This is a genomic window from Endozoicomonas sp. NE40 (assembly GCF_040549045.1).
GTDB classification, from domain to species: domain Bacteria; phylum Pseudomonadota; class Gammaproteobacteria; order Pseudomonadales; family Endozoicomonadaceae; genus Endozoicomonas_A; species Endozoicomonas_A lisbonensis.
In genome coordinates this window covers 3,128,761-3,149,719 of the sequence record NZ_JBEWTB010000002.1, presented here as the reverse complement: position 1 = coordinate 3,149,719, position 20,959 = coordinate 3,128,761, and the positions used below count along the sequence as shown (strand labels likewise).

The following is a 20,959-nucleotide window of genomic DNA, read 5'->3' as shown; positions in this document are numbered from 1 at the left end:
CGGGTTTGCAACCAGATTTTAAAAAACGCTAGGAAGTGTCTAAGTGAACAAAAAGTTACTGTCACTGATGGTAGCTGGCACCCTGTCCCAGGCAGTGAGTGCAGCACCCATTGAAGCAGCACCGGCAGAAGCCGCTGAAGCTCAGCGCCCGAACATTATTTACATCATGTCCGACGACCACGCAGTACGCGCGGTCAGCGCCTACGGCGATATCATCGGCGAAATGGCTCCTACGCCAAACATCGACCGTATTGCTGAAAACGGTGTACGTTTCGACAACTCTTTCGTCACCAACTCTCTGTGTGGTCCATCCCGTGCAGCGATGTTCACCGGTAAGTTCGGTCACAAAAACGGCTTCATGTACAACGGTCAGGTGTTCGACGGTACCCAGGACACCTGGACCAACCTGCTGCACGACGAAGGTTACACGACTGCGGCTATTGGTAAGTGGCACATCAACCTGACTCCGGACGGTTTCAAGTTTGACCACTGGGAAATCCTGAACGACCAGGGTGAGTACTACAACCCGGACTGGATCACCAAAGACGGCGTTGAAACCGAAATCGGTTACACCACCGACATGATCACCCAAAAGACCATCACCTGGCTGGACTCCCAGCGTGACAAGGACAAGCCTTTCGCCCTGATCATGCACCACAAGGCACCACACCGTAACTGGATGCCTGCGCCGGAATACACCCAGCTGTTTGCTGACGTAGAATTCCCTGTGCCTGAAACGTACTTTGACGACTATGAAGGTCGTGTCGCTGCCCAGGGTCAGGAAATGAACATCTACCGTGATGCTCAGGAAGGTCACGACCTGAAGATGACCACTGGTGTTGGTGAAACCGAATGGCGTAAAGACATCTGGCCTCACCTGCTGGAACGTCTGACCCCTGAACAGCGCGCCGAGTGGGATGCTGCGTATCAGGAACGTAACGACTACATGAACAAGAACGAAGCCAACTGGTCTGAAGAAGAGATGGCGATCTGGAAGTACCAGCGCTACATGCAGGACTACCTGGCAACTATCCGTTCTGTAGACGACTCTGTTGGTGAAGTTCTGGATTACCTGAAAGCCAACGACCTGCATGAAAATACCATCGTCGTATACACCTCTGACCAGGGCTTCTACCTGGGTGAGCACGGCTGGTTCGACAAGCGTTTCATGTACGAAGAGTCTTTCCGTACTCCTCTGGTAATGCAGTACCCAGCCAGGATCAAGGCTGGCACTGTTGTTGAGGAAATGGTCCAGAACATCGACTACGCTCCTACTTTCCTGGAATATGCTGGCGTTGAAATTCCAGCAGACGTAGACGGTGTATCCATGGTTGACCTGCTGGCCGGCACTAATGAAGACTGGCGTACATCCCTGTACTACCACTTCTACGAGTTCCCGGCCATCCACCGTGTACAGCGTCACTATGGTGTTCGTGACGAGCGTTACAAGCTGATGCACTTCTACTTCCGTATGGACGAGTGGGAATTCTACGACCTGGAAAAAGACCCACAGGAAATGAACAACGCTTACAACGATCCAAAGTACGCCAAGGAAATTAAGCGTCTGAAGGCAGAAATTCTGAAGCTGCAGAATCAGTACGACATGCCGCCAATGGAAGAGTGGGTACGTGCTCCTCTGCGTCGTCAGCGTAAGCCTCGTCTGAGCGAACTGTACCCGGACAGCTACGACGAAAATGGCAAGGTTAAGGTTACTCGTCCGGTTAAGTAATTAACCGCCGACAAAACCTTAAGCGAGCTTTTGGAAAACGGGATATTGTCATTGACAGTACCCCGTTTTTGCATTTCCGGAAGGCTGATAACCCCCGAGAATCCTGACTAAGCCTCACCACTGTAAAGAAAATGTGAATCTTTTGAATATCAAGTAAATACCTGTTAATAAAGATGTTTATAGCTGCTCTTTCATGCATACTCAGCGCGTATTTAAAAATTTTTGCTTTTCGTTTTTTTGAACGAAAAGACTTAGCACCCACTTAGTACCCAGCCATGAAAAAATTTCTCGAAGCCAGCTACATTGCCCTTCTCGCCGCCACCAGCACCGTTGCTTTTGCCGGTGAGCCTTCAGAAGCTCAGTCCAAATCCATAGAAATGTTTCCAGAAGAGATGAAAGGCTACACGCGCCATGTCATTCGCTTGCCCAAGCTGGAAGATGAAGCGCGACTGGAACTGTTGCCAGGTATGGTTGTACGTGGAGATACCTGTAATAAGCGCCTGGCCAGCGTGAATGTCGAAAGAGAAAGTATTCAGGGCTGGGGTTACTCCTACTACAAAATCAGCGATTTCAACGCAGGGCCTTCTACCCTGATGGCATGCCCATCCGGAGAGCAGGATATCAAAGTACTTGCCAGCAACAATGAGCTACAGAATATGCGCTACAACGACCGTATGCCGCTGGTCGTTTTTGTAGAAGACGGTATGACACTGGATTACAAAATCTGGCGTGTGAACCCTGAAGAAGCCGGGCTTGAAGCACCTGTAGAGTAACTTTGCAGGTTAAAGGAAAACGGGGAGTTTTCATAAACTCCCCGTCAGTCACCCCCCCATAGCCATGGCTCTGCTTTTCACCTTCTGAAGGGAAAACAGATAGCCCGTTAATTTTTCCTTTGCACAAAAATCCTGCCAGTTTTTATAAAGCGGCCTGCCCCGGAAACGGGCATATTCATTCAACTCCAGCACCACATCATCATCACAGACAATCACCTTGTCACCTTCAAACCTCAGGCTGACATAATGACCGGAAGTCGATGAGCTGCCGCGATGACACACAATGCCTGTTATGTCGTATTCCTTATTGTTCGGCTCACCGTCAGGGTTAGATGCAATGGGTATACGAACCCGTCTGTCAGAGTGAGCCATTAAAGTCGCTGCTTCGTCGTTGAGCTTGCTGGCTGCGCCATTTTCAAACCCGAAAATTTTCATTTGTAGCATAAGCCGGTCCGGTGGCCGCTGACCGGAACTGACAAATGCCTGCTGTTTTAACGTATCTACCTGATCCCCGTCTGCCAGCCCAACCCTCGCTTTATCAGCCCTGTCCCATTTGAACCGATTAAATTCATCCAGTTTTTCCGGCGATAGATGAGCCGAAACGCAACGGCTAATGGTTTTGGGGCTTTGCCGGTTTACGCTAATGGGCAGAAAGGCATGCCCGCCTTCATCCATCGTTTTTCTCAGTCTTTCTTTGCCCTGGTACATCATTTTTTTATGATCATACAAATGCACACTGCATTTAGGGTGGTGGCTCAAGCCAAAAATATCTGCAAGGTCATTTAAAAACTCGTGAGGGTCCTGCTGGGGGATCAGGGCAGGGCGAAGACTATCAGGCTGCTGGTCAGCAAGAATAAAAGACGCTGCTTGCCTACCTGTTGCCTGACTGTATTTCAGGTAGTCCTGCATAAACTGACGTTGCAGGCTGACCAGCGCAACAGGTTGACTGTCGCGATCGTTAATCGCATCACACACATTCAGAAAGCTTTGCTGAAGCTGAAGGTAGAGCATTGTCTGCTCTTCAGTGAGACCAGCGGGTTGATAGTCAAGCACCACATCCGACAATTCAGGGGCAGCCATATGAATCGCAATCATCTGCAGGGAGGCATTCATAAAGCAGTTATTTCCCCAGTTATACAGCCCCGATGCGAGGGGCTTCATACCTGCTTCGTGAATTTGATCGATGGCGGTTCTCTCCGGTACAACATCTTTATATTTACCCACCGTTTTAAAGGCATTTAACAGTGCCTCTTTACGCATCTGGGTTCGATTTTCGGGCGTATTTAACTGAGCATAGATATCCGCGTCCAGCCCTGCAGGGTTCAACTCCATTGCGTCGTCTTCAAGAGCATTCGAGCGCAGAAGAATCGGGTACATGTCGGGCGTAAAGCGAACACTGATCATGTCCTGATACTGTTGCAGCTTGCGAAAGTGCCTGAGTGCGCTGATGGCCTGATCATCACTGACCGAGCCGTCAGGCAACCCGGCAAATAACTGCCTGAATTCACCTTCCGATTGAACCAGGGGCTTTCCGGAAAAGTCCTTTTCACGCATCAGTCTGGCCATCAGGCGCTGATCCCCTGCGGATAATGCCTGCCTCTGCTGCCCAGCTCTATTCTGGCTGTCAGGGGTATCGGTTGGCTGAGCAGGCTCTGCAAAGGAAGGCTTATCGCTAACCTGCTTCTCCGGTCTTAACGCCCGGGCCAGTTCCGTAAATGTCTGTACAGCGTGACTGACATCACCTTCTTTCAGCAGGGCTTCTACCATGTCGCTATTTAACAGGTCATACTCTTCTGCCAGCTGATAGTCTTCAGCTTTTATCTCTTCGGAGCGATCCCGAATGATCTCAAAAGCCAGCTGCCGTTTGATCTCAGGCGACTCTTCAGCAACAGGTACCCGTCCTTCTGGTGTTCGGGCTTCTGGTGTATTGGCAAGAGAAGGCGAAACCGCCTGTTGAGTGCGAACCACAGGTTCTGGTGTATTCTGTCGAGGTATCTGGCTGGTATTGTTGTCTGCAACAGGTGCAGCTCCCCGGTTACGCAAAGGCTTTGTCGCCCGCCAGTTCTGAGACCGGGCCTCCGGTCGTCGCGGGGTACGTGCTTTTGCCTGAACTCCCTGGATAATGCGATCCGTTTCCAGCTTCTTCAGCTCTCCCTGCTGTTTGTCTATTTTCTTATTCAGAACTTCCATGACTTTTTTGTATTTGAGCTTACCCAGAAAAATTCTGGCCAAAAAAGACCGGCCTGAATGTTTCTGGCTTAATTGCAGTATTTCTTTTGCTTCATTTTTCAGAAAAGCCGGATACTTTTCCTGCCAGTCATTCGGGTATTGCTGTTGAAAAACGCTTTTCAGATTATCCATTGCCTCATTGACACCAGCATGGTTATTTCTGACAACCATTTCCAACAGGCCAATTTCTGCCTGATGAATCGCACTGACCGGATCACTCTTATTGAGATTAACCAGATTTTTGCACTCTTCAGGGCTAATGACTTTTATTGAGCGTTGCTTCAGGCCGGTATCAACCACCACCTGCTGTCCCTGATTTGTCTGAAGTTTTAACTTGGCATTTAATTGCTGTCGACGATCAATAAAGAGTTTGACAGCCCGGCCAAACTTTTTTGCCCCTTTGCTCTGCCAGAATACCCCCCTGTCCTCAGTACCAATCTGATTATTTTCTGAAAAGCGCAGAATATTGCCGGCTAACTGACTCTTGGCAATACCGGAACGGGTGAAAGCATCGGGATTAAAGGGCTGTATCATCTCTCTCGAGCCTGCCTGACGGTTAATCATTAATCAGGTTATCGGTTGACAGGCTCTTAACTTATGGAAGGAATGCCGTATGACAGGCAGGGAGTATCAAGGCAGCTACAAGTTCAGCCCCTACTGCTTTTTATACGCCGTAGCCACTGGTCAATCTCGGCCAGTGCTGTCTTATTCTGCCTGTTACTACGCAGGGCGATGACCTCTGCAATGGCTACATCTGTCAGTTCACGATTTTCCTTCAGCAACTGCAAATGTTCAGGGGTTCTGAAGTGGTCGGGGTTTGCCACCAGTTCCGCCAGCTTCCCCCGCCTTTCAGACAGCGGCAATGGCTGTAAATCGATTAACCGGGCCAGCCAGTCAAGGCGAAATTCACGATTCAGCTTATCAACGTTGTGCAATGAACTGGCCCAGCGGTTCAGCCTGTTCTTCTGGTCCTTGCTCAGGGAACCAATCCAGGGCTTTAAGCCCTTTTCCATGCGGGCTACCTTGTCTTTTTCCCACAGGGTTCTGCTGGCTGTCAGACGGGTTTCATAGCGCTTCAACATCTGCTGTCTGATGTTTTCTATAAGGTTCTGTCTTTGTTTTTCAGACAACTGCTCCAGCAGTTGCAGTAAATGCGGTTCCGCTTGTGTCATCAAACGATCCCAGAACACCAGTGTTTTCTGCCGGTGTGAGCGTACATAAACCAGAATTTCTTCCGAGGATAGCTGCCGCTGCAATAACTGTTCTCTGATACCCTCCAGCCACTGCTGATATTCCTGTAGCTCGCTCTCTTTATGCCACTGCTGTAACTGGCTGAAACGTCGGTCAAATTCCTTTTTCTGTTGGGATGTCAGCTCTACATAATCGTCCACATACCAGTGAACCAGCCAGCCAAGGTTGTCATAAACATAGGAAGTCGAGCAGCTGTGCAGGAAAGGCAGCAAAATAAGAAGAAGCAGACTGTAGACTCTTTTTTTTAAGTTATTCATGCGTCAATCGATATTTTTTATTTGAGCCTGTCTCTACCATAAAGCAGCTGTTTAACAATTTCCATTTCGCCTGTACCCAACCTGAATTATTTATCAGGCAAGGTGATCTAAACACTGTTCACACTCACAAAAAAGAATCATTCGCATTTAATCGATCTATTAAACATGCTTTTAAATTGCAGATTTATCAATATCTGCAAATAGAAACAAAAACTGACCCACATCAAATCATTAATTAACAAACTCATTAACAATTCTCACCACATTATTAAACAAGAACACAGCCGGGTTCTGAATAAAATTCCGGCACAGCGTATTTCTCTGAATAGTTTTGCCCTGTTTCGAAGCCTGATCGCTTTTTTTTGCAAAAAGCTTCTGCCAACAGCCTGAAATATAAAACGACGGAATACCTGACCTGAACAACAGATGGGGGAGTGCTATTGGATACCAGTCTGATCATCACCAGCGCCACAGGCTTTATGGCCGTACTCCTGTACTGGGTGGATTGCTGGCTGTATTGCTTATCGTTGCCAATAAACGCTTTTATGTTTTCGAAGATCCCCGCATCGATGAAGTTGAAGACCTTTTGCCACGGGCCAATTGCGGTGCCTGTGGTTCTCCCGGTTGCCGCGCCTTTGCTGAAGGGCTGGTAGCAGGGACTTTCCAGCCCGGTCAGTGTACCGCCAATACCAGCGACAAGAACAAAGACATCGCCAGCATGCTCGGCGTTGCCATGAGCGTTGCCGAGAAACAGCTGCCCCGTGTCGCCTGTGCCGGTGGTTCACATGTAGCCTGGCAGCGCGCCCATTATGAAGGCATGGAAGGCTGTCGTGCAGCCGACCTCGTGGCCGGTGGTGGCAAAGGCTGTAACTGGAGCTGCCTGGGACAGGGAGACTGTGTCGTCAGTTGCCAGTTCGATGCCATCTACCTTGATCGCAACGGTTTGCCCCATGTCGACGCAGAGAAATGCACCGCCTGCGGTGACTGCATCGATGCCTGCCCAAGGGCATTGTTATCCATGCAGCCTATCAGCCATAAACTCTGGGTCGCCTGCAATAACAAAGAATTTGGTGACAAGGCAGAGTCCGACTGTGGCGTTGCCTGTACCGCGTGCGGTCGTTGTGAAATGGATGCGGCAGAAGGTCTGATCGCGATCAGTAACAACCTTGCTACTGTGAATTACACCCTGAATAACAAGGCAGAAAAAGCTGCCATAGAACGCTGCCCAACGGGTGCCATCGTCTGGCTCGAGAAAGACGACATTATCCGCAAAGGCAAAAAAGCAAAGAAAGTCATCCGCAAAGATGCCTTACCCGTTGCGTAATTTAAAGATCGCGTAATTAAAGAATTGAGCCCCGAACGTTTTAACCATTCATGAGCAGTTCCATAGCTGGAGCTTTATGGGCCTCTCTGCGGTTAAAACAATAGAAGTGGTCGTTTGGAAGGAGATCCCTCTTGGTCAAGTCAGTCGAAAAGCAGTTTAAGTATCCCGGCAAGCGTATGGCCATCGACGGTAACACCGCGGTGATCATGTGTGAACGTGAAGCCTCTGATGCTGCCGGTGCCTACCCTATCACCCCATCCACCCAGATGGGTGAGTACTGGGCAGAACAGGCATCCGCCGGTCATGTCAACGTATCCGGCAAGCCATTGATCTTTGTTGAGCCTGAGTCAGAGCATGCAGCAGCGGCCGTAACAGCCGGTATGTCCATGAGTGGCCTGCGTGCCACCAACTTCAGCTCTGCCCAGGGTATCGCCTTTATGCACGAATCCCTGTACGCGGCTGTGGGCAAACGTTTGCCCTATGTTCTGAACGTCGGCGCTCGTGCAATGACCAAAGCGTCTCTGAACGTACACTGTGGCCACGATGACTATCACTGTATCGACGACACCGGTTTCTTCCAGGTGTTCGCCACCAACGCTCAGCAGGCTGCCGACCTGAACCTGATTGGCCGCAAAATTGCGGAACTGTCCCTGACACCTGCCGCCGTAGCACAGGACGGTTTCCTGACCACACACCTGATCGAACCGGTTATGGTGCCTGAAAGAGAACTGGTGGAAGAGTTCTGTGGTCGTCCGGACGATATTATTGAATGCCCGACACCCGCCCAGAAGCTGATCTACGGTGAAAAGCGTCGTCGTGTACCTGAACTGTGGGACGTTGATAATCCAGTTGTTGCCGGTACGGTTCAGAATCAGGACGCTTACATGCAGTCCGTGGCAGCTCAGCGCCCTTACTTCTTTGAACACATTTCAAAGATCACTGACGAGTGCATGGAAGAGTACTACCAGCTCACCGGCCGTCGCTATGAACGTGTCATGAACTACAAGATGGACGACGCCGAATACGTGGTGGTCGGACAGGGTTCGATGGCCGAACAGGCGTGCGCTGTCGCTGACTACATGCGTGAAAAGCGTGGCGTGAAGATGGGCGTTGTGAACCTGACCATGTACCGCCCATTCCCCGGCGACCTGATCGGCAAAGCCTTGAAGGGTCGTAAAGGCGTTGTGGTTCTGGAGCGTACCGACCAACCTCTGGCAGAAGACCTGCCAATGATTCGTGAGATTCGCGCGGCGATCACAAAGTGTCAGGAAAACGGCATGGCTCAGGGCGACAAGCCTTACGAGAACTATGCGACTTTTGCTAAATTCGACACGCCTCGTCTGTACTCCGGTTGCTTCGGGCTGGGTTCCCGAGACCTGCAGCCAGAAGGTATTATTGCAGCCATTGAAAACATGTTGCCGGAAGGCAGACACCAGAAGTTCTTCTATCTGGGCATCGACTTCACCCGGGAAGAAGGACTGAGTCCAAAAGAAGACATTCGTCGTCAGGAACTGCTGGACGCCTACCCTGAAATTCACAAGATGAGCCTGAAAGGTTCTGAAAACCCGGACTTGCTGCCGGAAGGCGCCATTACCGCCCGCCTGCACTCCATCGGCGGCTGGGGCATGATCACCACCGGTAAGAACCTGGCGGTGACCCTGTTTGACCTGCTGGGTTACGACATTCGCGCGAATCCTAAATACGGCTCCGAGAAAAAAGGTCAGCCAACGACTTACTACCTGTCCGCTGCGCCTGAGCCAATCCGCATCAACTGCGAATACCATTATGTTGACGTGGTGATGTCCCCGGATGCTAATGTGTTCGGTCATTCCAACCCGCTGTTTGGTTTGAAGCCCGGCGGTGTGTTCATTATCCAGAGTTCTCTCGAATCCGCAGAGGAAGTCTGGGCAACCATCCCCCGTAAGTATCAGCAGTATATCGTTGATAACGATATCAACATTTATTATCTGGATGGTTTCAAGATCGCTCGTGAAGAGGCCTCCAACCCTGAGCTCCAGTATCGTATGCAGGGTAACGCCTTCCAGGGGGCCTTCTTCCGGGCGTCTCCATTGCTCAAGCGCGGCACCCTCACTGAGGAAAGTCTGTTTGAAGCGATTCGCAGTCAGCTGCAAAGCAAGTTTGGTCACAAGGGCGCTCACGTTGTCGACGACAACATTCGTGTAGTACGCCGTGGCTTTGACGAAATGGTTGAGATCACCGGCAAGGTGGTGGGTGCTTCCCTGCCGGAAGTTCGCAAAGAAGAAAAACTGCCCGTAATGCTGAAGCAGGTGCCGGTCAGCAAAAACGGTGTTTCCGACCTGCACAAGTTCTGGGACGATACCGCTTCCTTCTACGCCAAAGGCGACGGCGAAGGCAACCCTGCCGACCCAAGCCTGGCCATGAGCCTGATGCCAGCGGGAACCGGCGCTTACCGTGATATGACCGGCATACGCTTCGAATACCCGGAGTGGGTACCGGAAAACTGTACAGCCTGTGGCGACTGTTTCACCATCTGCCCGGACAGCGCCCTGCCTGCTCTGGTGAACACCTTTGGTGAAGTGTTTGAAACCGCTATTAACCGTATCGAAACCAAAGGCATGCCAACCCGCTATCTGCGTCGCGATACCCGTGCCATTGAAAAGCGTGTACGGGAGCTGATTGAAACCGGTGGCGAAGGTTCCAATCCAAACCAGCTGATTGATCAGGCGGTTCTGGAACACCTGAGCAACTCTACTCTGGAAGGTTCCCAGAAAGAAGCTCAGGAACAGGAATTCAGCCTGTTGCTGGATCAGGTCAGTAAGTTTGACTTCTCCATTACCAAGCCGTACTACACCAGTCGTGAGAAGAAGGCAAAAGGCTCCGGTGGTCTGCTGTCTATCACCCTGAATCCTAACACCTGTAAAGGCTGTATGGAGTGTGTTCAGGTATGTACTGACAACGCCCTGGTGGTGAAGCCACAGACCGATGACTCTGTGGACAGAATGCGCAAGAACTGGGATTTCTGGATGGATCTGCCCACCACCAGCGAACAGTTCAGCCGCATTGACGATCTTGATGAAAAAGTCGGCGCGCTCGAAACTCTGCTGATGGACAAGGCCAACTACATGTCCACCGTCTGCGGTGACGGTGCATGTCTGGGTTGTGGAGAAAAGAGCATCATCCATCTGATGACGTCTACCGTCACCGCCATGATGCAACCACGGGTGAAAGCACACCTGAAAGAGATCGATGACCTGGTGGCCAGGCTGGAAACCCATATCCGCATGAAACTGGCGGGTGGTGTTGATATCAGCAATGTGGACGCTATTGAGAATGCCATTGAAAAGCACAGCGACCACGACCTGACTCTGGCAAACCTGACCGACAGCCTGAACGCTGAAGGTGCCAGCACTCCGATTGATCCGAAGTGGCTGCGCTGGGTGACTCAGCTGGTTGAGAAGCTGAAGCATCTGAAATATCGCTACAGCGAAGGCACCACCGGCCGTGGCCGTGCCGCCATGGGTATCACCAACTCCACTGGTTGTACTTCTGTCTGGGGTGCAACCTATCCCTACAACCCATACCCGTTCCCATGGGCTAACCACCTGTTCCAGGACAGCACCTCGCTGGCGATGGGACTCTTCGAAGGCCATATGGTGAAAATGGCGGAAGGCTTCAAGGCCATACGTCAGGCGAAGCTGGAACTGGAAGGCCAGTACGATCCGGAAGTACACGACAGTTTTTTCACTCACTTCAAGTGGAACCAGTTCAGCGATGAAGAATACCGCCTGTGTCCGCCGGTTGTCGCCATTGGCGGTGACGGCGCGATGTACGACATTGGTTTCCAGAACCTGTCCCGCACCATGGCATCCGGTGTACCGATCAAGGTGATGGTGCTGGATACCCAGGTTTACTCCAACACCGGTGGTCAGGCCTGTACGTCCAGCTTTGTCAGTCAGGTGGCGGATATGAGCCCTTATGGCAAGGCGAAACACGGTAAGACCGAGATGCGTAAGGAGATCAGCCTGATCGGTATGGCGCATCGTACCAGCTTTATCCTGCAAAGCTCTGCCGCACACACCACGCATCTGCTGGAAGGCTTTATTGATGGCTTCAACAGCCGTCACCCGGCGCTGTTTAATATCTACGCCGCCTGTCCGGTAGAGCATGGCATTGCCGACGACATGGCACGTCATCAGTCCAAACTGGCGGTAGATTCCCGTGCGTACCCACTGTTCCGCTACGATCCGGACGCTGGCACCAGCTATGAGGACTGCGCTTCTCTGGAAGGCAATGCCAAGCTGACCGAAGACTGGCTGACTTATCCAATCAAGTATCTGGATGAGGAAGGCGAACAGAAGACCATGGAACTGCCCTTTACCTTTGCAGACTTTGCCATGACTGAAGGTCGCTTCAGCAAGCACTTCCGCAAAGTGCCTCAGGATGCCTGGAACGATGAAATGGTGCCGCTGCACGAGTTCCTGGAAATGGACAACAGTGATCGTGAAGGTCTGTTCCCTTACGTGATGGCCACCGACAACAAGAACCATCTGGTTCGGGTTCTGGTGGCTCAGGAGATGGTCAACTCCTGCGACGAGCGTCGTCACTTCTGGCGTCAACTGCGCAGCCTGACCGGCGTTGAGAATCAGGCGAAAGTCAAGGCCGCAGCCACGGAAGCGAAAGCAGAACTGGCCAGCCAGCTGACCGGCAAGATTGAAGAGCTGGTGGGAACCATCACCGTGTCTCCAGCCATCGCCGCACCAGCCGCACAGGGTGACAACCTGATTCCTGCGGTACAGGTTGGCGAAGGGGTCTGGGTGGAAAGCGCTGAATGTACAGCCTGTGACGAGTGTATCAACATAGCGCCCGGTGTCTTTGCCTACGACAGCGACGGCAAGATACAGATCACCAACCCACAGGGGGCTGCTTTTAAGGATATTGTGAAAGCGGCTGAGAAGTGCACTGCGGGCAGCATCCACCCCGGTATCCCATGGGATCAGAATGAAAAGGATCTGGATAAGCTGATCAAGCGGGCTGAGAAGTTCCAGTAAAACGAACTTCGATGTGAAATAGCTTTCTCATAAAAAGCAAAGGGGTGGGCACTGCCCACCCCTGTTATTTCTGACTGATGTTTTCAGTCGAGATGCTTTCAGCCAAAAGGATTTCCATTAATGTCTCTTTTTAACCAACAGGGCTTTCTGAGGCTGCCCTGGCAGGGCAACAGCTTTGCCAACGGCATACACCCGGAAGACCATAAAGAACTGACCGAACACAAGCCCATACGGCGAATGCCGTTTTCTAACAAAATTATTGTGCCGTTGTCGCAGAGTATTGGCGCTCCTGCCAAACCGGTCGTGAGCAAAGGACAGGACGTTGTTCGGGGCGAACCCATTGCTGAAGCCGGTGGTTTTGTCTCAGCCCCGATTCATGCGCCCGTTACGGGTACGGTTGCAGCCGTTGATGAGCTGGTGTCCATGCCCAATGGCAGTAAAACCCCCGCAATTTTAATTGATACCTGGCCTTCTTCCGACCAGACCATTCGTTATCTCCAGCCTCGTGATACCAAAGTCATGTCCGCAGACGATCTGGTTAAAGCGGTGCAGGATGCCGGTGTTGTGGGTCTGGGTGGGGCAGCGTTTCCTACCCATGTAAAAATGAAAGCCCCCAAAGGCAAAACCATCAAAACTCTGGTAGCGAATGGGTGCGAATGCGAACCGTACCTGACCTGTGACCACCGAACCATGCTGGAATACACCGATAACCTGTTGAAAGGTTTGCAGCTGGCAATGGTCACTTCGGGCGCTGAAAAAGCCATTATCGGTATTGAAGACAACAAGATGGATGCGGTTGAAAAAATCCGTAAAGCCATCGTCGCACATCAGTTGACGAATATAACCTGTGAAGCGGTGCCTACGTGCTACCCACAGGGCGCGGAAAAAATGCTGCTGAAAAGCCTGCTTGGGCTGGAAGTTCCCGCTGGCGGCATTCCTGCAGATATTGGCTGCGCCGTGTTTAACGTCGGCACTCTGGCACAGATCGGTGAACTGGTACCGGAAGGCCGTGGCCTGATTGAACGGATTGTTACAGTCAGTGGTCCCGGTGTCAGTAAGCCCGGCAACTACATCATTCCACTGGGTACACCACTGCCGTTTGTTCTGGAACAGGTGGGCGCTATCGACAATCCCGGCATGATCATTCTGGGTGGCCCGATGATGGGAACCAGTATCGCTACCCGTGATATTGCTACCACCAAAGGTATCACCGGTATTCTGGTGTTTCCTCCTGAGCAGCTGCCCAGCAGCCACGAACCGGAAATGCCGTGTATAGGTTGTCGTGCCTGTGTAGAAGCCTGCCCGATGTATCTGAACCCATCCATGCTGGGTAAGCTGGCTGACGCTAGTCGTCACCAGGAAATGATGGACGAATTTCACCTGATGAACTGTTTTGAATGCGGTTGCTGCAGTAACTCCTGCCCTGCCAACATTCCCCTGACCCAGAAGATTCGGGTCGCCAAGCAGTCCATTCGTCAAAAAGCACGCAGTGCAGGATAAGGGTGGCACAGGATGATAAAACAAACTCCCTTAACCATTCGTACCTCACCGCACCTGAAGAAGGTGCTGACGGTACCGCAGATCATGCGAAACGTGGTCTACGCCCTGCTACCTGTCTGCGCATGGGCAGTCTGGCAGTTCGGTATCAGTGCGCTGGCGCTGATTATTGTCACAACTCTGTCGTGCATGGCGACGGAACAGCTGTTCACAGCCATTTCCGGGAAAAAAAGCACGCTGTCGGATTACAGCGTGGTCATTACCGGCATTCTTCTGGCACTGACTCTGCCTCCGGGCTTTCCTCTGTGGATGGCTGCTGTCGCCGGTTTTATCGCAGTTGCCCTCGGCAAAATGCTGTTTGGCGGCCTGGGACAGAACCCGTTTAACCCTGCACTGGTCGGACGAGCCTTTGTACAGGCAGCCTTCCCGGTTTCCATCACTACATGGACACCCGGCTTTCTACCTGAACGATTTACGTCGTTTATTCCATCCAGTCTGGCGTTGCCGTTTATGTCCCCGGCAGACAGTAGTGCTTGGATTGCCGGGCAGGTAGATGCCTACTCCAGTGCTACACCGCTGTCGCTGTTTAAGTTTGAACAAGTCAGTACGAGTACTTCGGATCTGTTGCTGGGTATGGTCAGTGGTTCATCCGGTGAAACATCGGCGCTGCTGGTTCTCCTTTGCGGTGGTTTCCTGATTGCTCGTGGCATTATGAGCTGGAAGATTCCCTGTGCGGTCATTCTTGGCGCACTGCTGACTGCCACTCCATTCTGGCTGATGAACGCCGACGTCTATCCAACGCCTCTGTTCGTTATCTTCTCCGGCGGTCTGATGCTGGCGGCGATGTTTATGGCAACGGATATGGTGGGTACGCCACTGACTCCAACGGGCATCTGGATTTACGGACTGTTCATTGGTTTCCTGACCGTGATCATCCGACTGTTCGGTGGTCTTCCGGAAGGTGCCATGTATGCGGTTCTGGTGGCGAACGCCCTGGCACCGTTAATTGACAGTGTGACTCAGCCCCGTGCCTTTGGTACTCGTCTGAAACAACAACCCGGGGAGGAAGCATGAGTAGTAGCTATAGTAGCAGCGATAGCAGTAGCGATATTCCTCTGACAGAGGTCGCCGCCAACACACCGGCGGAAGAACAGGCCGTGCCACAGACACCCGTTCTGGCGATGTTCCGCACCCTGACATTAACCGCCCTGCTGTCAGGTTTTCTGGTGGTCATGGTCGTTCAATGGGCCATGCCGTATATCGAAGCCAACCAGAAAGCAGCGACTGAAGCGGCCGTATTTAATGTTGTGCATGGTGCCACGACCAGCCGTTCTTTCGTGATCTCTGAATCCGGAATCATTCCGGTTGAACAGACCGATGACGACGGTTTTGTCATCTACGGCGGCTATGACGCCAGTGGTGACCTGAAAGGGCTTGCCGTTCCCGGCGTTGCCTCCGGTTATGCCGGTCCGGTGCATATCATGTTTGGCTATCAGCCTGAGCTGGAAGCGATTACCGCTTATCAGGTGCTGACCATGACGGAAACTCCGGGACTGGGTGACAAGGTGCTGACCGACGAGGACTTCCTTGCCAACTTTGACCGGCTGGACGCTCGCCTTGCCACCAGTGGTTCCGCCCTCGCTAACGACATTGTTACGGTAAAAAGCGGTACCAAACAGAACGCCTGGGAGATCGACGCTATCAGCGGTGCCACTATTACCTCCAATGCCATTGGTCAGGCAATCAACCTGAGCGCACAACAGTGGCTGCCGGTTATTCACCAGCATCTGGATTCATTAACTCTGGATTCACTAATGAACAGTGAGGCAAGCGAATGAGTAGCATGCCCAAAAAGAAACAAGAGTATGAAGCGGTCACGCCGGATACGTTCCTGCGCGGACTGTGGCGGGAAAACCCTGTTTTTGTCATGTTGCTGGGCATGTGTCCGGTACTGGCGGTCACTAACTCGGCGATCAATGCCATCAGTATGGGTCTTGCGACCAGTTTTGTACTGCTGATGTCCACAGGACTGATCTCACTGGTTCGTAACCTGATTCCCAAACAGGTGCGCATTGTCACCTATATCGTGATTATTGCGTCGTTTGTGACCATCGTTGATTACATCATTCAGGCGATCAGTCTGGATTTGTATAACGCACTGGGTGCCTTCATTCAGTTGATTGTGGCGAACTGTGTAATTCTCGGTCGTGCCGAATCCTATGCGTCCAAGCAGAAACCAGTGGCTTCCATGGTGAACAGTCTGGGTACCGGTGCAGGCTTTACGCTGGCACTGTTCAGCCTTGGGTCTGTGCGGGAAATTCTGGGGGCTGGCGCGCTGTTTGGTATCAATATCATGCCCGCCGGTTTTGAGCCCTGGGTGGTCATGCTGCTGCCTGCCGGAGGATTCTTTGTGCTGGGGGCGTGGCTGCTGCTGTTTGCCTTTGTCCGCATGCGTAAAGAGCAACAGGACTCGCTGGATAACTCGCTGGATAAAGAGCAATTTCAAGGGGAGGCTTTAGCCCATGGAAAGTGAAAGCCTGTTCAGTATTTTTCTGAATGCTGCCATTGTCAGTAACTTTGTGCTGGCAATGTTTCTGGGCATCTGTCCGTTTCTGGGTGTGTCCAACAAACGTGATACGGCTCTGAATATGGGTCTTGCTACCACGTTTGTTATGTTGGTGAGTTCTGCCAGTGCCTATGTCATCAACCTGCTGCTGATTGCACTTAACATCGAGTTCCTCCGACTGATCTGTTATATCGCGGTCATTGCCTCGTCGGTGCAACTGGTAGAAATGTTTGTGAAGAAGTTCAGTCCGGCACTGTTCCGGGCGCTGGGTATCTTCCTGCCATTGATTACCACCAACTGTGCGATTCTGGGTCTGGCACTGTTCCAGACCAACCGTGGCTATAACTTCCCGCAGAGTGTTGCGTTTGCCCTTGGGGCAGGTGCAGGCTTCAGCATCGCACTGCTGCTGATGGCGGGTATTCGTGAAAAGCTGGAACTGGCAAAGACGCCTTCTGTCGCCCAGGGCGCTGCCATGACCCTGATGATTGGTGGCATTCTGTCACTGGCGTTTATGGGTTTTGCCGGACTGGGGGCCTGATGCTGTTACAGATGTTAACGGCAGTGGTTGTACTGATGCTGACCATGGCAGGCTGGCTGGGTGTACAACAGCTGTATCGTAATTTTGAAAAAAACAACCCGGAATGTGGCCCATTCCGGGAAGATGGCGGGAACTCAGCGTGTAAATGCTGTGCCTCTCGCCATATATGCCAGGCGCAATAAGACCTATTGAACAATTAAGGATGAACAATGAACCGGGCTGGTTCATTGTTCCGTCTCACATAAACGCTGGCAGAATAATAGCTAATTATTGCGATTGGTATAAGACCTGCAAACCTGATGGTTTACACCGAATCAGGCATTGGTTGCTACAAAGTACTTTGGATCTTCTATAACATTCACTTCTACCAGATTACCTGCACGCCTGAGCAACTGGCGGCAGTCTGGACTCAGGTGTAACAGGTGCAGAGTTTTACCCGAGTTAAGGTAACGCTCTGCCAGTGTATCAATAGCCTCCAGGCCGGAGTGATCACACACTCTGGAGTCAGCAAAATCAATGATGACGTCTTTGTTAGCCTGCTGTGGCTTAAACTGTTCAAGGAATGTGGTCGTCGAACCAAAGAACAGTGGACCATGAACTTTGTAGACGGTTGACCCCTTGTGGTCTTCCTTCTTTTCAACCCGAATATGTTTTGCATGTTCCCAGGCAAAGACCAGTGCTGAAACAATGACGCCGGTGATAACCGCTACTGCCAGATCCGTCAGTACCGTCACAACCGACACCAGTACCAGAACAAAAGCGTCACCTTTCGGAATTTTGTTCATGATACGCAGACTACTCCATTCAAAGGTGCCAATCACAACAATAAACATCACACCAATCAGGGCAGCGATAGGAATCTGCTCAATCAGTGAGGAAGCAAAAAGAATAAACACCAGCAGAAACAGCGCTGCAGAAATGCCGGAAAAACGACCACGACCACCAGAGTTCACATTGATCATGCTCTGTCCGATCATGGCGCAGCCACCCATACCACCAAAGAAGCCCGTTGCAATATTAGCCACACCCTGACCAATACATTCACGGTTGGAGCTACCGTGGGTTTCGGTAATTTCATCCACCATTCTCAGGGTGAGCAATGATTCAATCAGGCCGATAGCAGCCAGCACCAGAGAATACGGCAGAATAATCCACAATGTCTCAAGGTTGAAAGGCACTACCGGAATGCTGAACGTTGGCAGTCCACCCGCAATATCAGCGACATCGCCTACCGTTCTGGTGTCGAGCCCCAAAGCAAACACCAGAAGGCTCACAACAACAATGGCTGCCAGCGAGGAAGGAACCGCAGTGGTCAGTTTTGGCAGGAAATGAATAATAGCCATGGTAAGAACAACCAGACCGACCAGCATATAAAGCCCGGCTCCCTCAATCCATGCGACATCCAGAACGCTGCCTTCAAGGAAAGTGCCATTAAGCCATCCGGCTTCACCGGCTACCCCGAACTGCCCCAGCTGGGCAAGGAAGATAACGATGGCCAAACCATTCACAAAGCCCAGCATAACCGGGTGTGGCACCATTCGTATAAATTTACCCAGCTTTAAAGCCCCTGCCAGCACCTGAATAATGCCCATCAATACGACAGCGACAAACAGGTACTGCACTCCATGGTCCGCCACCAGCGAGACCATAACGACAGCCAGAGCCCCGGTGGCTCCGGAAATCATGCCGGGTCGCCCCCCGATAGCGGCAGTAATCAGTCCCACCATGAAAGCGGCGTATAAACCCACCAGAGGTTCAACACCTGCAACAAAGGCAAAAGCAACGGCTTCGGGAACCAGGGCCAGAGCAACGGTTAAGCCGGAAAGCAGGTCACTTTTCAGACTCGCTGCTTTATTGGCAGTTAATTCAATCACTGTATATTCACCAGAAAAATCAAGTCATTCTCTGCTATCGGCGGGAAGAAGTGTCGTGCAAGAAAGGAACAGAGAATCTTACGGTTATTGTTTTGCGCACGGATTCTAGACGAAAGGTTAATTAATAACAAATCCGTTCACTGCGCAGTGAGATCGCCTCATCTAGAACAACTTTCAACCAGAAGTCGCCGTAAAGATATGTCCTTTTCTGTCAAAACTTGACACATATCCATAAAACAACAGTTCACTGGCGTTATAGTCGAATCATCATCCACCCGAAGTTACAGGGATTGTAACCAGAAGAAGGAACTGCGCAGTAACCCTGATCAAACGTTACTCATTACAAACAGCCGTGGCGAAAACATGCTGTTTCATAATAAATACAGGAGGGGGCTATATGACCAGCCTTACTGATCCAAAAGATACACACCTTGATATGGACATCCACGCCGGTGACCTGCCGGAGGCGAGGGAACGACTGTACCAGCTTACTGCTCTTATCCATAAGATCGAAACCGATCCCTGCCTGATTGAGTACGAAACCGAAATTTTTGAAAAAGACACGATTATCCACGCCCATTTCGATTTCTGCTGTGCCGCTGAAAAACTGATTTTCCAGTTAAACACCGAATTTAACAGTAAATATAAACAGCTGGCTGATGATGCCTGAGCGAATAGCCACCTGCTTTTGAAGGCTCTCTTATTTCCTGAAGAATGTTCCCTGAAGGGAATAAGAGCGCATGACAGAGATTCGCTACTAACGATCCAGCAGTTGTTGAACCATGCCTTTAAGGTCGGATATATCAGTCTTCATGGTGGACATCTCTGTCTTTATAGTGGATACATCATTTTCGAGCATCAGTATTCGGGTTTCCAGTGCGACCAGGTATGATCGCTGCTTTTCCAGCTTCGCTTTGATCTCAGCATTGCTGACGGACAGTTCTTCGACCAGAAGATAGGTTTTGTCGAGCTTTTCCCTGATTTTGTCCTGTATATCGTTCCAGACTTCGTGCTGGTTTTCATCCTTGTGATGCAGGATCTTACGAACCTGAAACAGTTCAGATTCGAGCTGTTCGACCCGGGCTTCAAGAGACATACAGTGCCTTTTGTTGTCAAGAGTGTTGTTTAAGAGGGCTGTTTGGGAGTTGCGGCCTGACAGTATAGCTGACACTTCTCGCTTTCACGGCGAAAGGAAGTTGTCATCTCGAATAAAGTACCCCCCCGATGCGTGTCCTTGTTCCGTTGTGAGTGGTCATTTTGAAGAACTGTATTTCGCCAGAAGACAGTTTTAAAGACCACTCTTTTGCAGCTATGCTAGTCGACTCATAGGTTCCTATTCTTTTTCCTTCCTGTTCCCACTTTGCAGCTTTTAAACTAACCATAGGTTCGTATTCACACATTTTACAATGTATGTTGAACCAGGGATCACAAATCCAATAGCGGTCATTTTTATACTTGGAAAAGTCACTCAATGGCATAGGTTGCTGGTAGAAAATTTCTGTATCAGCCAACAGGACAAACACATGACTATCATGGACTACCAACCATACATCAGGCATAGATATCCGAACACCGTAATCTATGGCGATAAAAGCATATTCCTGGCAATTGCCCACTCTGTCCTCCCGGATAAGACGATAAAGCATTTCCAGTATTTTCTCGTTACTGTGCTCTCTAAGAAACAATATCCTTGTATTGGCTCTGATCGCATTTTCGTTGCGCTTTTTTTTTCTTTCCTGACAGGCATCTCCATAAGAGGTGGAAAAGGTTTTGTTACCTGCCTTTAAAGACCCTTTAAAAAAATTTCGTGAATATATTAACAGGTGCTTTGAGTTGATCATTTCCTGCATACACTACCCTCATGTATTGCACTGCCTGCGTTGGATATGAG

16 protein-coding genes are annotated in these 20,959 nt (G+C 50.9%); 11 read left to right on the top strand and 5 right to left on the bottom strand.

The window, feature by feature from the left end:
• The first annotated feature begins 43 nt into the window (after positions 1-43).
• Both V5J35_RS15115 and V5J35_RS15110 read left to right on the top strand, forming a co-directional pair.
• Entirely contained in the window at positions 44-1,729 is a 1,686-nt protein-coding gene (locus tag V5J35_RS15115) for a sulfatase family protein (protein ID WP_354007937.1), read from the top strand.
• A 275-nt stretch (positions 1,730-2,004) separates the two neighbouring features.
• On the top strand, positions 2,005-2,502 hold the full coding sequence (locus V5J35_RS15110) for an ecotin family protein (protein WP_354007936.1): 498 nt from the start codon (positions 2,005-2,007) through the stop codon (positions 2,500-2,502).
• 48 nt (positions 2,503-2,550) lie between these two features.
• Here the strand turns inward: V5J35_RS15110 and V5J35_RS15105 are convergent, their stop codons facing one another.
• Positions 2,551-5,265 (bottom strand): ubiquitin carboxyl-terminal hydrolase, encoded by a 2,715-nt coding sequence (locus V5J35_RS15105; RefSeq protein ID WP_354007935.1) that lies wholly within the window; start codon positions 5,263-5,265, stop codon positions 2,551-2,553.
• A 113-nt stretch (positions 5,266-5,378) separates the two neighbouring features.
• Positions 5,379-6,239, bottom strand: coding sequence for a DUF6279 family lipoprotein (locus V5J35_RS15100; protein WP_354007934.1), 861 nt, complete (start codon positions 6,237-6,239; stop codon positions 5,379-5,381).
• Positions 6,240-6,744: 505 nt separating this feature from the next.
• Between V5J35_RS15100 and V5J35_RS15095 the strand changes: the two genes are divergently transcribed.
• The 8 genes from V5J35_RS15095 (at position 6,745) to V5J35_RS15060 (ending at position 17,376) form a co-directional block, all read left to right on the top strand.
• The gene (locus tag V5J35_RS15095) at positions 6,745-7,563 is read left to right on the top strand and encodes an RnfABCDGE type electron transport complex subunit B (RefSeq protein WP_354016425.1); all 819 of its coding nucleotides are present in this window, start codon (positions 6,745-6,747) and stop codon (positions 7,561-7,563) included.
• A 131-nt stretch (positions 7,564-7,694) separates the two neighbouring features.
• On the top strand, positions 7,695-12,593 hold the full coding sequence (locus tag V5J35_RS15090) for a 2-oxoacid:acceptor oxidoreductase family protein (protein WP_354007932.1): 4,899 nt from the start codon (positions 7,695-7,697) through the stop codon (positions 12,591-12,593).
• Between the two features lie 120 nt (positions 12,594-12,713).
• Complete coding sequence (gene rsxC / locus V5J35_RS15085; RefSeq protein ID WP_354007931.1) at positions 12,714-14,093, top strand: electron transport complex subunit RsxC; 1,380 nt, start codon at positions 12,714-12,716, stop codon at positions 14,091-14,093.
• 12 nt (positions 14,094-14,105) lie between these two features.
• Complete coding sequence (locus V5J35_RS15080) at positions 14,106-15,164, top strand: RnfABCDGE type electron transport complex subunit D (protein ID WP_354007930.1); 1,059 nt, start codon at positions 14,106-14,108, stop codon at positions 15,162-15,164.
• Positions 15,161-15,928 (top strand): RnfABCDGE type electron transport complex subunit G, encoded by a 768-nt coding sequence (locus V5J35_RS15075; protein ID WP_354007929.1) that lies wholly within the window; start codon positions 15,161-15,163, stop codon positions 15,926-15,928. Before V5J35_RS15080 ends, V5J35_RS15075 begins: the two co-directional genes overlap by 4 nt.
• Positions 15,925-16,623, top strand: a complete 699-nt coding sequence (locus tag V5J35_RS15070) for an electron transport complex subunit E (RefSeq protein WP_354007928.1) — start codon at positions 15,925-15,927, stop codon at positions 16,621-16,623. Before V5J35_RS15075 ends, V5J35_RS15070 begins: the two co-directional genes overlap by 4 nt.
• Positions 16,613-17,194, top strand: a complete 582-nt coding sequence (locus tag V5J35_RS15065) for an electron transport complex protein RnfA (RefSeq protein WP_354007927.1) — start codon at positions 16,613-16,615, stop codon at positions 17,192-17,194. Before V5J35_RS15070 ends, V5J35_RS15065 begins: the two co-directional genes overlap by 11 nt.
• Positions 17,194-17,376 (top strand): hypothetical protein, encoded by a 183-nt coding sequence (locus V5J35_RS15060; protein ID WP_354007926.1) that lies wholly within the window; start codon positions 17,194-17,196, stop codon positions 17,374-17,376. Before V5J35_RS15065 ends, V5J35_RS15060 begins: the two co-directional genes overlap by 1 nt.
• Positions 17,377-17,508: 132 nt before the next feature.
• Here the strand turns inward: V5J35_RS15060 and V5J35_RS15055 are convergent, their stop codons facing one another.
• A complete protein-coding gene (locus V5J35_RS15055) occupies positions 17,509-19,068 on the bottom strand; it encodes a SulP family inorganic anion transporter (RefSeq protein WP_354007925.1) in 1,560 nt (519 codons plus the stop codon).
• A gap of 397 nt (positions 19,069-19,465) precedes the next feature.
• Here V5J35_RS15055 and V5J35_RS15050 point away from each other — a divergent pair, with 397 nt between their 5' ends.
• Positions 19,466-19,738: a DUF406 family protein gene (locus V5J35_RS15050; RefSeq protein ID WP_354007924.1), complete on the top strand. Its 273-nt coding sequence runs from the start codon at positions 19,466-19,468 to the stop codon at positions 19,736-19,738.
• Positions 19,739-19,825: 87 nt separating this feature from the next.
• On the opposite strand, the gene V5J35_RS15045 is transcribed toward V5J35_RS15050, so the two are convergent.
• Entirely contained in the window at positions 19,826-20,164 is a 339-nt protein-coding gene (locus V5J35_RS15045) for a hypothetical protein (RefSeq protein ID WP_354007923.1), read from the bottom strand.
• A 103-nt stretch (positions 20,165-20,267) separates the two neighbouring features.
• Positions 20,268-20,918, bottom strand: coding sequence for a hypothetical protein (locus tag V5J35_RS15040; RefSeq protein WP_354007922.1), 651 nt, complete (start codon positions 20,916-20,918; stop codon positions 20,268-20,270).
• Positions 20,919-20,959 lie beyond the last annotated feature (41 nt).